A 12,155-nucleotide genomic window follows, 5' to 3' on the forward strand; every position below is an offset into this window, starting at 1 on the left:
CAGCGTTCTTCAGCAGTTCAGGATTCTGCTCAAAACAAGATGTTGAGATGCTGTCATAGAGACAACGGGATTGGCTGCGGTACCCCTGTTTTTATCCGGGGTGGTCCGTCGTTGGTCTGGTGGTCTGGATGAGCGAAAATTAGCGGAGATGAGCGGTTCTTTTTTACTCGGCGACGAGATGCCACTGGTGGCTGGTGTAGTCGGCCGTGGCGGCGGGGAGGGGGAGGCCGGCGTGGTGGAGGACGGTTCCCGACCAGGTTTCGCCGGTGGCGGTGTCGCGGTAGGTTTTTTGCGGGTCGAGGCCGCGGAGGCGGAGGAAGCGGTGCGGCGCGGTGGCTTCGGCAAGCACGGTGACGTGGGTGACGAGGGCTTCGCTGGCATCGGACGCGGCGACGAGCCAGGCGGATTCGGTGCGCGTGCCTTCGAAAGGACTCACGAGACGGTAGAGGTCGCCGGTGAGGAAGAGCGGGCGCAGTTTTTTGTACGATTCGATCTGGCGGCGGACTTCGGCTTTTTCGTCGTCGGAAAGGAGGCCGAGGTCGAGTTCGTAACCGAAGGTGCCGGTGAAGGCGACGTCACCGCGGGTGCGCAGGGGCGTGACGCGGCCGACCTGGTGGTTGGGGACGGCGGAGACGTGCGCGGAGATCGTGTCGAGTGGATAGGCGAGTGAAGTGCCGTACTGGATACGGAGGCGGCTGATGGCGTCGGAATTATCCGAGGTCCAGATTTGCGGCATGTAGTGGAGGATGCCGGGGTCGAAGCGGCCGCCGCCGCCGGAGCAGCCTTCGAAGAGGATTTCCGGGAATTCGGTGACGAAGCGTTCCATGACTTCGTAGAGGCCGAGAACGTAGCGGTGGGCCACTTCCTGTTGCTGCGCGGCGGGGAGCGCGGCGGAACCGATCTCGGTGAGGTGGCGGTTCATATCCCACTTGATGTAGGTGATCGGGGCAGACCGGAGAATTTTCGCGATGGCGTCGTAGATGGCGTTGCGGACCTCGGCGCGGGAGTAGTCGAGGACGAGTTGCTGGCGGCCTTCGGTACGGGCGCGGTCGGGGACGTGGAGGCACCAGTCGGGGTGGGCGCGGTAGAGGTCGCTGTCGCGCGAGATCATTTCGGGTTCGAACCAGAGGCCGAAGGAGAGGCCGCGGGCGTTGATGCGGCGGGCGAGGTCGTCGAGGCCGCCGGGGAGTTTTTTGCGATCGACGACCCAGTCGCCGAGGGAGCTGCGGTCGTCGTCGCGGCGGCCGAACCAGCCGTCGTCGAGGACGAAGAGTTCGACACCGAGCTCGGCGCCGGTGGCGGCGATCTTTTCGAGCTTTTGTGCGTTGAAATCGAAATAGGTGGCTTCCCAGTTGTTGAGGAGGACGGGGCGGGGTTTGTCGTGCCAGTGCCCGCGGAGGAGGTGGGCGCGGTAGAAGCGGTGCAGGGCGCGGGACATGCCGCCGAGACCGGCGTCGGTGGCGTGGACGAGGACGGCTTCGGGCGTCTGGAACGTGTCGCCGGGAGCGAGTTGCCAGGCGAAGTCGAAGGGGTTGATGCCGATCTGGGCGCGGACCTGGTGAACGGGGTCGAGTTCGGCCTGGGCGATCCAGTTGCCGCTGTAGACGAGGTTGAAGGCGTAGACGTCGCCGCGGTTTTCGTCGGTGCCGTGTTCGGCGAGGGCGATGAAGGGGTTTTGCTGGTGGCTGCTGGTGCCGCGGCGACTGTCCACGGTCTGGCGTCCGGGGCGCAGCGGGCTGGCGATGACATCGCGTTCCCGGGCCCAGGCGCCGGAAAGCTGGATGAACCGGTGGCCGGCGTGGGTGGAGGAAAAATCGAGCGAGGCAGAGAGGGCGCGGCGGATTTCGAGCGGGGCCTTGCCGTTGTTGATGATGCGGGCGGAGCGGGTAATAACGGGGTGGGCGGCGAAGGCGGTGTAGAGGAGCTCCACTTCGAGGCCGGTGAGGGCGTCGGCGAGGACGAGGGTGAGCGTTTCGGCGTCGGTATCGGCTTGGGTGAAGGTGGCGGGGAGGCCGGGGAGCGCGGGTTTGCCGGGTGTGATGCGGTGGGCCTTGTAGCGGAGGTCGAGGATGCGGGAGCCGGTGGCGGGCTGGTAAATTTCGAGGGCGGGTTCGCGGAAGTCGGAGGTGCCGTGGACCGGGTATTCGAGCGGGAGGGTGTCGAGGCTGATGCCGCGGGGAGCGCCGGCGAAGGTGGGAGAGAAGGCACGGTCACCGGTGCGGAGAAGCGGGGCGACCTCGTCGCCCGGTCCGGAGCCGGCGGCGTTGTTGGCGAGCGAGGGACCCCAGTAGAGATGCACCGGGATGTTGTGCTCCGTGATCTTGAGGGCGTAGGTGGTGGCGCCGGCGTGAAGAAAGAACGTGGCGGTGTCCTTGTGGTATTGGATGGGCATGATGCGCGAAAAAAATGAAACCCGCACCTTGGCAGCGGGGGGGCGTGGAGAGCGAGCTTGTTGTGGTGAAGGGAATAGCCGCGATGGATGAAGGGACGGAAATGAACGAGGAAGGGAATGAAGAGATATAGGGAGATGGTTAAAAACATTTATTTTGAGTGACGAGTGACAGGATTCACCAAACTTTTCAGGAGAGAATGGCTTGAATTGAATGATTTTTTAAGAAAATAAACATTTATTGTTGACACATGCATTGTTTGCCCCAGTGTCGACCGGCATGGACACCCCGGCGACATACTCCCGACGCAACAGGAACACCTCGGACACGAGGCCCGGCAAGGGCAGCAAGGTGGATGCGGTCCATGCCGAGTTGCGTCAGAAGATTCTCGATGGCGTATGGAAGGTCGATGACCGGTTGCCGACTGAAGCGGAGTTGGCGGAGGAGTTCGCGTGCAGCCCGGCGACGATCAACAAGGCGGCGGCCTTGCTGGTGCAGTCGGGATTGATCGAGCGCAGGCAACGGATGGGGATGCGTGTGGTGAGCAATGTCGAAACCGCCCCCGTATTCGCGGTGGGTACGTCCGCCGCCGCAGCTCCGGCGGTGCAGCTGGATGCGTTCGCGATGATCTACCCGAGCGTGAGGCATGAAGGCATCCATCGGATCGTGCGCGGTTTTCAGGATGAGGCGCTGCGTCAGGTGCGCCGCGTCGTTACGCTGACCACGGGAACGGATTATCACAAGGAGCTCGAATTCGTACGGCGCCTTGCCGAGTTCGATGTCAAGGGTGCGGTCGTCGTACCGCTACGGCCCACGATGCAGGCGCAGTTGCAGTTTGCGCAGGCGATCATGAACCCGCCTATCCCTCTCGTGGGGGCGGCCGCCAATCTTTCCGGCTCCGGCTGCGCCTCGGTGCGCGTGGACAACTTTCACGCCGGTTACACGATGACCCGCCACCTGATCGACAGCGGAGCGCGGCGGACAGGCTTTTTCAGCAACCGTTCCTGGGCCAACTACGTGCGTGATCGCCATCAGGGTTATCGCTGGGCACTGCGTGAAGCCGGACTGGAAGAACGCGCCGACGGGGTGACGCTGGAGCAGGGCATGCGGATCGACTTCGATGACCCGCTCGAGGAACCGACCCGCATGGCACGCGTTTATCTGGAGCGCGTGGGACCGGGCGGCGCCGCCGGACAAGACGGATCCGTGGATGCGGTGGTGTGCGGCGACGATTTTCTCGCGTTCGGCATGATCCGGGCGGCGCTTGCGCTCGGCCTGCGCATACCCGACGACCTGCGAGTGACGGGTATCGACGATTACCTTACGATCGATCCTCCCGGAGGCATTCCGCTGACAACCTACCATGTGCCCTATGAGACAATCGGACAACGGGCGTTCCGGTTGCTGGAGGCACAAGTCGCCGCATCCAATGCCACCCCGGATGTATCATTACAATCATCACCGGATACGATACCCGAAGAACTCATCGCGGGCAGTCTGGTTATCCGCGCCAGCGGTTAGGTTATTCCTCAAGACTTCCCCGTTGCCGTTTCCGGTTCGTCCGGACGGCTTCCGTTCTCCCCTCCGATTCCTTGCCGGGCAGCCTCTCTGACCGGTTCCCGACGTCTGTGCCTGTGCGATACGCATGGCCGCATCATCACCAACCACCATAGACCTATAAAACCCATGACCACCCAAACGACCTCCCCGCACGTCTCGTCTCTCCTGAGTCGTCGCATCTCCATCGCCGCCGCAGTCTCTGCGCTGGCATTTTTGCCCCTTGCCCGGGCGGACTATTACTCGGGTTTCGAAACCGGCGAATACGTGCTCAACCAGACGATTCACGGAAAAATCGATTCCATCACCAACACGGCGTGGACGGTGCAACCTCTCAACGGCGCCACGCGCGGAACCAATGTGGATGTGGTGACGGCCAACCTGTCACCGGCGGCAGGAAGCCAGCACCTCCGGCTCTGGGACAACACGTCCAGCGGAAAAGTGACTGCGTATCTCAACATGGCCTCCGCCATGCCCGCCGACGACACCTTCACTCTTTCCTTCAAGGCGTCCTTCAACCTTGCCGGGGGTAACGCAGGCATTCTCTTTGGCGACCAGAGCGCGACTTACGACAGCTCGAAAAACTACTGGGCCTGGATTGCCGCCGACCAGAATGGCGCGCTCACGCTCCGCTACAAAACATCACTCGAAACCACGACGATCAGCACGCTCTCCTTTAAAAACGGGGATGGTTCGGCGTTCGTTTACACGGCGGGCTCATGGTTGAGTTTTTCCATCAGCATCGACAAATCGACAAAGCAATACACGAGCGTCAGCGTAAACGGCATCGAACAACTCGGTCTCGGAGGGAATGCGTCCAGCGCCTGGTCAATCTCCACGACATCCGGGGTCGCCGGAAGCACCTTCCAGTTTTTCAGCAACGATGCCACCACCGGCTACGTCTATCTCGACGAGTTGCGCATCAGCACCGGCAACATCCCGGAACCCCGGACCTGGGCCTTGCTCTCCGGACTCACGATCCTGGTGGCCGGCATCCGGTGGCGTCACGTCCGGCGGGGATGAACGGACAATGTGAAAATCCATTACGTATTATTCTATCATTACTTTTCCATTTTCGCCGTGACCTCCATGTACTCCTGCCGGGCAACCTTGTTGTCAGCCAGCTGCGCCTTCGCTGCTTTCACCTGTCCGCCGGTTCTCTTTGCTGGCGAGGAAAACGGGACCGTTGATGCTCCCTCGGCCACGGTGTCCATCAATGCAGCCCGTGTCCCGGGACCAGTGAATCCGCTGGTTTTCGGCCACGGAAACCTGGAGGCTGCCGACACCAGGCGTATCCACGGAGGAGCCACGCGTACCCGTCTCCTGCGTACCGGGGACGGCGTATGGGACGAGAGGGCGGCGCGTCCGTCTCCGGATTTCATGAGCCATGCCCGCGACTCGGGAGTCAAGGCACTGCGTTATCCCGGAGGTTGCCTTGTGCACAATTTTGACTGGCGCAAAACGGTCGGCCCCCGCGAGCAGCGTGGCGACTGGCAGTTCGGGCTTGATGACTTTCTGGCAATCTGCCGAGAGCTCGACGCCGAGCCGATCATCACCGTGAGCGACTATGTGCTCCCGGCGGAGGAAATGCCACGCCACGCGGCCGAGCTCGTCGAGTATCTCAATGCCCCGGCCACTCCCGCATATCCATGGGCGATGAAGCGCGCCGGGTGGGGGCATCCCGAGCCGTATGGGGTCCGTTATTTCGAACTCGGCAACGAGAGCGACCACGGCAACCACGCCGTGCAGCCGCGCCGCCAGTTCACCCCCGCCACGTATGCGCGCTACGCCATCGACTGCGCGGCGGCCATGCGCGCCATCGACCCGTCCGTCAGGATTGGCATCGTCACGGTGCCAGGTCCCGGCGACAACCCGCGCTCCGCATGGAACCGCGAGGTGGTGCGGGTGGCCGGAGCGGCGGCGGATTTCGTCATCCTCCATTTTTATGCTCCGGCCCTGAACCGCGATTTGCCCGTTCAACCGGCCGACATGCTCATGCGTGCCTGCATGGCGGTCGGCGACCAGATCGGACATCGTATCCAGGAATACAAGGCAATGATCCGTGACGAGTGCGGACGCGACCTGCCCGTGGCGATTACCGAATTCAACGCGGGTTTCGTGCAACCGGCGGGCGGCAGCGACCCCACGCCGTGGCGTCTCAGCTACGGGGCCGCATTGCAATGCGCGGATCTTTACCGCGTGTTCCTGAAGCCGGAGAATACGGTGCTCATGTCCAGTTACTGGCAGTTCTATAACGGCTACTGGGGCATGCTGCAGGTGCGTGAACAACCCGATGGCAGCGTGTTGAAGGAACGCCGGCCCGCCTACGAACTGATCCGGCTCTGGGGACAGCATTTTGGTGAAACTCTGGTCGACGTTACGGTCGCCGGACCACGGGCCGATTTCGATGTCGCCGGATGGCGCGGCGTGGCGGAAGCGCGGGGTATCGAGTACCGTCCGCGTCGGACACTGCGCACGGTGCCGCTTGCAGGCTTGCTGAAATCCGTCTCGGGGCCGGGCTATTCGTCGCGCATCTCACCCGACGGGAGCGTGATCGTTTTTGACCTGAAGGATTTTTCCGGCGAGGCGCATCCTGTCATGGCCACGATACCCCTGGCGACGCTCGGCACTGCGGAAGATGTCGGCTACCGGCTGACCTACGAATGCCAGTATCACCGGACACCCGGTTCAGGGAAACGCGCCGAGCGTCTCGGACTCACGCTTGCCGACACTCGTGACGAATTTTCGGATACATCCCGCCGCACGATTCCCGGGGCCGAGAGCCGGGGCGCGTGGTCGCCGCTCCAGGGGGAACTCGTGCCGCGTACCGACAGCGAGGGCATCGACCTGCGCGTGAGTCTTGTGTCGGACGCCGGCGGCAGCGCTGACAACCCCGATGGCGCGGCGCCACATCGGCTCAACGGGAAACTGCAATTCAGGCTTCTGGAGCTGGAGGTGGTCACCCGTGAAATCGCTCCGGCAACGGAACTCGTCACGGCTTCATCGAGCCTCTCGGCCGACGGAAGGAAACTCTACGTTGTCGTTTTTAACAAAAGTCCGGATCAGTCCATCGCCACCACGTTTGACATCAGGGGATTCGTTCCTGCGGGGACCGCCCGCTATTGGGAGGTCAACGGCCCTTCGCTCGCCAGCGTGACAGGCGTGCGCGAGGTGGTTTCCGGAGCGGAGTTGACGTTGCAGGGCGCAACCCTCCTGCACACGTTGCCCGCCCACTCGATGACCGCCATCGAACTGGATGCCCGCTAACCCTGCTCAAGCCGGATTTTGTGACAAAACCATGAATACGACCCCGAAGAACCGACCGACTGCCAGACGAGCTTTCACTCTGGTGGAGTTGCTCACGGTGATTGCCATTATCGGAGTGCTGGCCGCCATTATCCTGCCCGTAGCTGGCAAGGTCAGGAAGACCGCTCGCGCCGCGCATTGTCTGAGCAACATGCGTCAGCTCGGGGGAGCGTTCTCGCTTTACGCATCCGACAACAGGAACGGATTGCTGCCGCCGATTTACAAGACAGGCGATACGACGGAGACGTGGAAATATGCGCTGTTCAGATTGCTCGCGGGACAGGACTACACCAACGAAACGAAAGGGCAGATACGGACTTCGGTGTTTGCCTGTCCTTCCGATGCCGACGTGCGCAATGGTGCCGCCAACGTGAGTTATGGCATGAACAAGGACCTTGAAATCCACGCGATTGCCAGCACCGGTCCCGATGGACGTCAGGCCCATCCGATCAACCCGGCCGGAATCAATGCTCCGAGCCAGGTGTGTCTGCTGATAGAGCATCCCAACGAGGTCGCGGGTTTGGAACGTTTCAGGGATGCGGCTGCGGTGGCCCGGGTGGAGGCGCGGCACGACAGGAATTACAACGTGCTCTATGTGGATGGGCACGTGACAAAGCTGGCGTTTGAAAAAATCCCGCAAGACAAGACGTCCGATGCCGGAAAGCTTTTTTGGCAAGGGCGATGAGGTGCGGCTGCGCACCAGACAAAGGACGGAGTCTCTCGCCCGAAGGCGGATCGGGAGATTGGCGTTCCCTGCACAAAAACGCCCGGCCGCTTTTGGGCGGGCCGGGCGTTCGGGAATGGCTGGCGGCGGACCGGGGACGGGCCGCCGCTGCGGATGGACGGGACAGGATTATTTCTTGTCGGCGGCGGCGTCGAGGATGTCGCCGAGGTTCATCATGTCGCCGCTGCTGTCGCGGTTGAGGGCCTCGTAGGCGGCCGTCTCGCTGGCGAGCTGCTCGGGCGAGTAGTTGGCGGCCTTGATCGAGAGGCCGAGACGACGCTCGTCGCGGTCGATCTTGATCACGCGGGCCGTCACTTCCTGGCCGGGCTTGAGCACGTCCTTCACCTTGTCGATGCGCTCCTCGCTGATCTGCGAGATGTGCACGAGACCGTCGATGCCGTCCTTCAGGTCCACGAAGGCGCCGAAGGAGGTGATCTTGGTCACGGTGCCCTTCACGACGTCGCCGATCTTGAAGAAGCTGTCGATGTCGCTCCAGGGATCGATGGCGAGCTGCTTCATGCCGAGGCTGATGCGCTGCTGGCTGGCATCCACGTCGAGAACGATGGCGTCCACCTCGTCGCCCTTCTTGAGGACTTCGGAGGGGTGGTTGACCTTGCGGGTCCAGCTCATGTCGGAAACGTGCACCATGCCGTCGATGCCTTCCTCGAGTTCGATGAAGGCGCCGTAGGTGGTCATGTTGCGCACCTTGCCGTGGACGCGGGCGCCGATCGGGTAGTTGTGGCGGACCATGTCCCACGGGTTGGGCTCGAGCTGGCGGAGGCCGAGCGAGATCTTCTGGTCATCTTTCTGGATGCCGAGGACGACGGCATCGAGTTCCTGGCCGACGCGGAGCACTTCGGAGGGCTTGTTGATGCGCTTGGTCCAGGACATCTCGGTGATGTGGACGAGACCTTCGACGCCGGGCTCGATCTCGATGAACGCGCCGTAGGGGACGAGGTTGACGACCTTGCCGTGAATCTTCGCGCCGACGGGGAATTTCTGTTCGATCTCGTCCCACGGATTCTTGGTGGTCTGCTTGAGGCCGAGGGAAACGCGTTCTTTCTCGCGGTTGACCTCGATGATCATGACCTGGATTTCCTCGCCCTGCTTGAGCATTTCGCTCGGGTGGGCGATGCGTCCCCAGGACATGTCGGTGATGTGGAGGAGGCCGTCCATGCCGTCGAGGTCGATGAACGCGCCGAAGTCGGTGATGTTCTTGACGACACCCTTGCGGACCTGGCCGGGCTCGATGGATTCGAGGAGGTTGCGGCGCTTCTCGCTGCGCTGCTGCTCGATGAGCTCGCGGCGGGAGAGGACGATGTTCTTGCGCTCCTGGTTGATCTTGAGAACCTTGAAGTCGTAGGTCTGGCCGACGTACTGGTCGAGGTTCTTGGGAGGCTGGATGTCGATGTGCGACGCAGGCATGAAGGCGTCGACGCCGATGGAGATGATGAGGCCGCCCTTGACCTTGGCCTTGACGCGGCCGACGGCGACGGAGCCTTCGGGGAACTTGGTGAGGATGTTCTCCCAGTTTTTCTTCTGCTCGGCCTTGTCGAAGGAGAGCACGGGGAGACCGTTTTTGGATTCGAGCTTCTCGACGTACACCTCGATGGTGGAGCCGATCTGCAGTTCGCCGATATCGATGAACTCGTTGGCGGGGATGACGCCTTCGGATTTGCCGCCGATGTCGACGACAACCTCGTTCTGGCGGATTTCGGTGATGACGCCCGGAACGATGGAGCCTTCCTTCAGATTGTCGAAGGAGGATTCGGCGAGCAGTTCTTGCATTACAGAACTCATGGTATGTGACGGGAGGCCCGCGTCTGCTCCGTGACACCGGCCTTCCGGGGATAACCACCCGTGGACGGGCGGTCGTGGTTGAAGGTTGATCTGACAGAAGAACCGGACGAGGGAGCGTTGCGGCGGACTTCGTCCGGGCGGTAGTGAATGCCGCAAGCGGTCAGCAGGTCACTTGCAAGGGGGACGTGCAAGCGCAAAAAGCAGAGCGGGAGTAGGGGGGGAAGGGCGTATCTCAAAAGGTGGACAGGCCCCGGAGTGGCGCGGGCGTCTCGCCCGCTCCGGGAGTGGAGGCAGGGAGGCGGCGCTTCGCGCCGTCCACGGGCTGGAAGCCCGTGCCACGCCGGTCAGGCGGCTTCGCCGTCGGCGGGCGAGACGCCCGCGCCACTCCGGAACAAAAAGAAAAACCCCGCCGGACGGAAGCCGGCGGGGTTTTGAAAAACTGGCAAGAGGTTGTCGGGCGCTCGTTTATTTGGCGAAAACGATCTTCGACACGCGGGATTTGGCGCGGGCGGCGGCGTTCTTGTGGACGACGCCGGACTTGGTGGCCTTGTCCATGGCGGAAGCCCAGGCGATGGCCGCGGTCCGGGCGGCTTCCTTGTCTTCGCCGGAGGAAGCTTTGGCGAACTTCTTGTGGAGAGTCTTGAGACGGGTCTTGACCGCCTTGTTGCGCGTGGTGAAGCGCTCGGTTTTACGGGCGGCTTTGATGGCGGATTTGGTGTTGGCCATGGCGTGTTCTTTGGATGAAAGCCGTAGAGCAATCCAAACCCGGAGAGGCGAGTCAAGGGCGGATTCGGCCGGCGGGCGAGTTTTTCAAGGGATTGGCCCACGAAACACACGAAAGGACACGAAAAGCGGACAGGACAATCGAGGTCTCATGACTTTTCGTGCCTTTTCGTGTGTTTCGTGGGCCGAATTTTTATTCGGCCCAGATGAATTCGATGATTTTCTCGACCGAGGGCGCGAGGCTGTGGTGGACGGGGCAACCATGCGCGGCGCGTTCGAGGACGCCTTCGGGGACTGCTCTCGCGGAGGCGGGAAGCCAGAAACGCGCGGTCAGGCGCGCGATGCGGCGCGGGGCATCGGTGGTCATTTCCTTGGTGCCTTCATAGCGGAAGGCGCCGAGATCGTGGCCGTGTTTGCGGGCCGCGATGGCCATGGTGGTGGCGATGCAGGTGGCGAAGGCGGTGGCCACCAGATCGGTGGGGGAAAACGCCTCGCCGCGGCCCTGGTTGTCGCGGGGAGCGTCGGTGTTGATGAGCGCGCCGGAGGGTTCGTGAATCGCGGTGCAGTGGAGTTGTCCCTGATATTCGCCGGTAATCTTGACCATGGTGCCGGGCATGCCAGACGCGGCGGGGCACGGTGGAAAGCGAAATCTGACGGCCTTCCCGGACGGGCGCATGAAGGCGCGGCTTGCTACGGAGCGGGCCCTGCGCTCGGCTGGGGCGATGGCAAAATGGCTTCTCGTTGACGGATTCAACCTCGCATACCGCTGCTTCTTCGCGATTCCCGAACTGACCCGCGCGGACGGGTTCCCGACCAATGCGCTGCACGGCTGGGTGAAATCGTTGTGGAAGCTGATGGACCAGGAACGGCCGTCGGGCGTGTGCGTGTTTTTCGATCTCGGCGGTTCGCAGGACCGGCTGGTGCTGTTGCCCGAATACAAGGCGCATCGCGAGGAAATGCCCGAGGCGCTGGCGAAGCAGATCGAGCCGGTCAAGGAGGTGACGCGGCTGATGGGCATCACCGCCATCGAGCAGCATGGCGTGGAGAGCGACGACCTGCTGGCTTCGCGGGCGGTGGCGCTGGCGCGCGCGGGCGACGAGGTGCTGGTGGTGAGTTCGGACAAGGATTTCGCCCAGATCGTCAGCGACCGCATCACCATGCTCCTGCCGCCGCCGACCGCCAATCCGAAACTCGGCTGGCGCCGGCTGGATGTGGCCGGCGTGCGGGAAAAATTCGGCGTGCCGCCGGAGCAGATTGCGGACTACCTGGCGATCGTCGGCGACACGTCGGACAACATCCCGGGGGTGCCGGGCGTGGGGCCGAAAACGGCGTCGAAATGGCTGCAGGAATTCGGTTCGCTGGAGGCGCTGCTGGCGCGCGCGGGCGAGGTGAAGCCGGAGCGTTTTCGCGAGGTGCTCGTCGCCCGCGCCGACGATCTGCGGCGCAACCGGCGGCTGACCACGCTCAACCTCGAACTGGCGGCGGCATTGCCGTCGGCGGAGGGGTGCGCGGCGGGCTCGACGCCGGCGGATCTGCCGGCGCTGTTGCGCTGGCTGGAGCAGATGGAGATGCGCTCGACGCTTGCCGAGGCGCGCTCGCGGTACGAGCAGCCGGAGCTGTTCTGAATCATGGGGCCGCCGATGGGCCCATGAGAC

11 protein-coding genes are annotated in these 12,155 nt (G+C 62.9%); 6 read left to right on the forward strand and 5 right to left on the reverse strand.

All coding sequences use genetic code 11. The features are described 5' to 3' along the window. Window positions 1-163 precede the first annotated feature (163 nt). Entirely contained in the window at window positions 164-2,392 is a 2,229-nt protein-coding gene (locus OPIT5_17570) for an alpha-galactosidase (GenBank protein ID AHF91756.1), read from the reverse strand. A 14-nt stretch (window positions 2,393-2,406) separates the two neighbouring features. On the opposite strand from OPIT5_17570, the gene OPIT5_17575 reads away from it, so the two are divergent. The 5 genes from OPIT5_17575 to OPIT5_17595 all read left to right on the forward strand — a co-directional run bounded on the left by OPIT5_17575 (window position 2,407) and on the right by OPIT5_17595 (window position 7,938). Continuing rightward, the gene (locus tag OPIT5_17575) at window positions 2,407-2,523 is read left to right on the forward strand and encodes a hypothetical protein (GenBank protein AHF94491.1); all 117 of its coding nucleotides are present in this window, start codon (window positions 2,407-2,409) and stop codon (window positions 2,521-2,523) included. 146 nt (window positions 2,524-2,669) lie between these two features. Further along, window positions 2,670-3,911 (forward strand): transcriptional regulator, encoded by a 1,242-nt coding sequence (locus OPIT5_17580; protein ID AHF91757.1) that lies wholly within the window; start codon window positions 2,670-2,672, stop codon window positions 3,909-3,911. Window positions 3,912-4,076: 165 nt separating this feature from the next. After that, entirely contained in the window at window positions 4,077-4,970 is an 894-nt protein-coding gene (locus OPIT5_17585) for a hypothetical protein (protein ID AHF94492.1), read from the forward strand. Between the two features lie 66 nt (window positions 4,971-5,036). Further along, window positions 5,037-7,214 (forward strand): alpha-L-arabinofuranosidase, encoded by a 2,178-nt coding sequence (locus OPIT5_17590; GenBank protein ID AHF91758.1) that lies wholly within the window; start codon window positions 5,037-5,039, stop codon window positions 7,212-7,214. Between the two features lie 31 nt (window positions 7,215-7,245). Further along, complete coding sequence (locus OPIT5_17595; GenBank protein AHF91759.1) at window positions 7,246-7,938, forward strand: N-terminal cleavage protein; 693 nt, start codon at window positions 7,246-7,248, stop codon at window positions 7,936-7,938. 168 nt (window positions 7,939-8,106) lie between these two features. Here OPIT5_17595 and OPIT5_17600 read toward each other — a convergent pair whose 3' ends face one another. From OPIT5_17600 to OPIT5_17615, 4 genes are all read right to left on the reverse strand, one after another. Continuing rightward, window positions 8,107-9,777: a 30S ribosomal protein S1 gene (locus tag OPIT5_17600; GenBank protein ID AHF91760.1), complete on the reverse strand. Its 1,671-nt coding sequence runs from the start codon at window positions 9,775-9,777 to the stop codon at window positions 8,107-8,109. Window positions 9,778-10,121: 344 nt separating this feature from the next. Next, complete coding sequence (locus OPIT5_17605; GenBank protein AHF94493.1) at window positions 10,122-10,223, reverse strand: hypothetical protein; 102 nt, start codon at window positions 10,221-10,223, stop codon at window positions 10,122-10,124. A 19-nt stretch (window positions 10,224-10,242) separates the two neighbouring features. Further along, the gene (locus OPIT5_17610; protein AHF91761.1) at window positions 10,243-10,503 is read right to left on the reverse strand and encodes a 30S ribosomal protein S20; all 261 of its coding nucleotides are present in this window, start codon (window positions 10,501-10,503) and stop codon (window positions 10,243-10,245) included. A 190-nt stretch (window positions 10,504-10,693) separates the two neighbouring features. After that, complete coding sequence (locus OPIT5_17615; GenBank protein AHF91762.1) at window positions 10,694-11,104, reverse strand: redox protein; 411 nt, start codon at window positions 11,102-11,104, stop codon at window positions 10,694-10,696. 118 nt (window positions 11,105-11,222) lie between these two features. Between OPIT5_17615 and OPIT5_17620 the strand changes: the two genes are divergently transcribed. Continuing rightward, a complete protein-coding gene (locus OPIT5_17620) occupies window positions 11,223-12,125 on the forward strand; it encodes a 5'-3' exonuclease (GenBank protein AHF91763.1) in 903 nt (300 codons plus the stop codon). The last annotated feature ends 30 nt before the right edge of the window (window positions 12,126-12,155 follow it).

Source organism: Opitutaceae bacterium TAV5 (assembly GCA_000242935.3).
In the GTDB taxonomy this organism is placed as follows: domain Bacteria; phylum Verrucomicrobiota; class Verrucomicrobiia; order Opitutales; family Opitutaceae; genus Geminisphaera.

Coding starts and splice junctions, on each gene's coding strand:
- OPIT5_17570 (AHF91756.1), bottom strand. CDS start 2,392: ATGCCCATCCAATACCACAAGGACACCGCCACGTTCTTTCTTCACGCC.
- OPIT5_17575 (AHF94491.1), top strand. CDS start 2,407: ATGAAACCCGCACCTTGGCAGCGGGGGGGCGTGGAGAGCGAGCTTGTT.
- OPIT5_17580 (AHF91757.1), top strand. CDS start 2,670: ATGGACACCCCGGCGACATACTCCCGACGCAACAGGAACACCTCGGAC.
- OPIT5_17585 (AHF94492.1), top strand. CDS start 4,077: ATGACCACCCAAACGACCTCCCCGCACGTCTCGTCTCTCCTGAGTCGT.
- OPIT5_17590 (AHF91758.1), top strand. CDS start 5,037: ATGTACTCCTGCCGGGCAACCTTGTTGTCAGCCAGCTGCGCCTTCGCT.
- OPIT5_17595 (AHF91759.1), top strand. CDS start 7,246: ATGAATACGACCCCGAAGAACCGACCGACTGCCAGACGAGCTTTCACT.
- OPIT5_17600 (AHF91760.1), bottom strand. CDS start 9,777: ATGAGTTCTGTAATGCAAGAACTGCTCGCCGAATCCTCCTTCGACAAT.
- OPIT5_17610 (AHF91761.1), bottom strand. CDS start 10,503: ATGGCCAACACCAAATCCGCCATCAAAGCCGCCCGTAAAACCGAGCGC.
- OPIT5_17615 (AHF91762.1), bottom strand. CDS start 11,104: ATGGTCAAGATTACCGGCGAATATCAGGGACAACTCCACTGCACCGCG.
- OPIT5_17620 (AHF91763.1), top strand. CDS start 11,223: ATGGCAAAATGGCTTCTCGTTGACGGATTCAACCTCGCATACCGCTGC.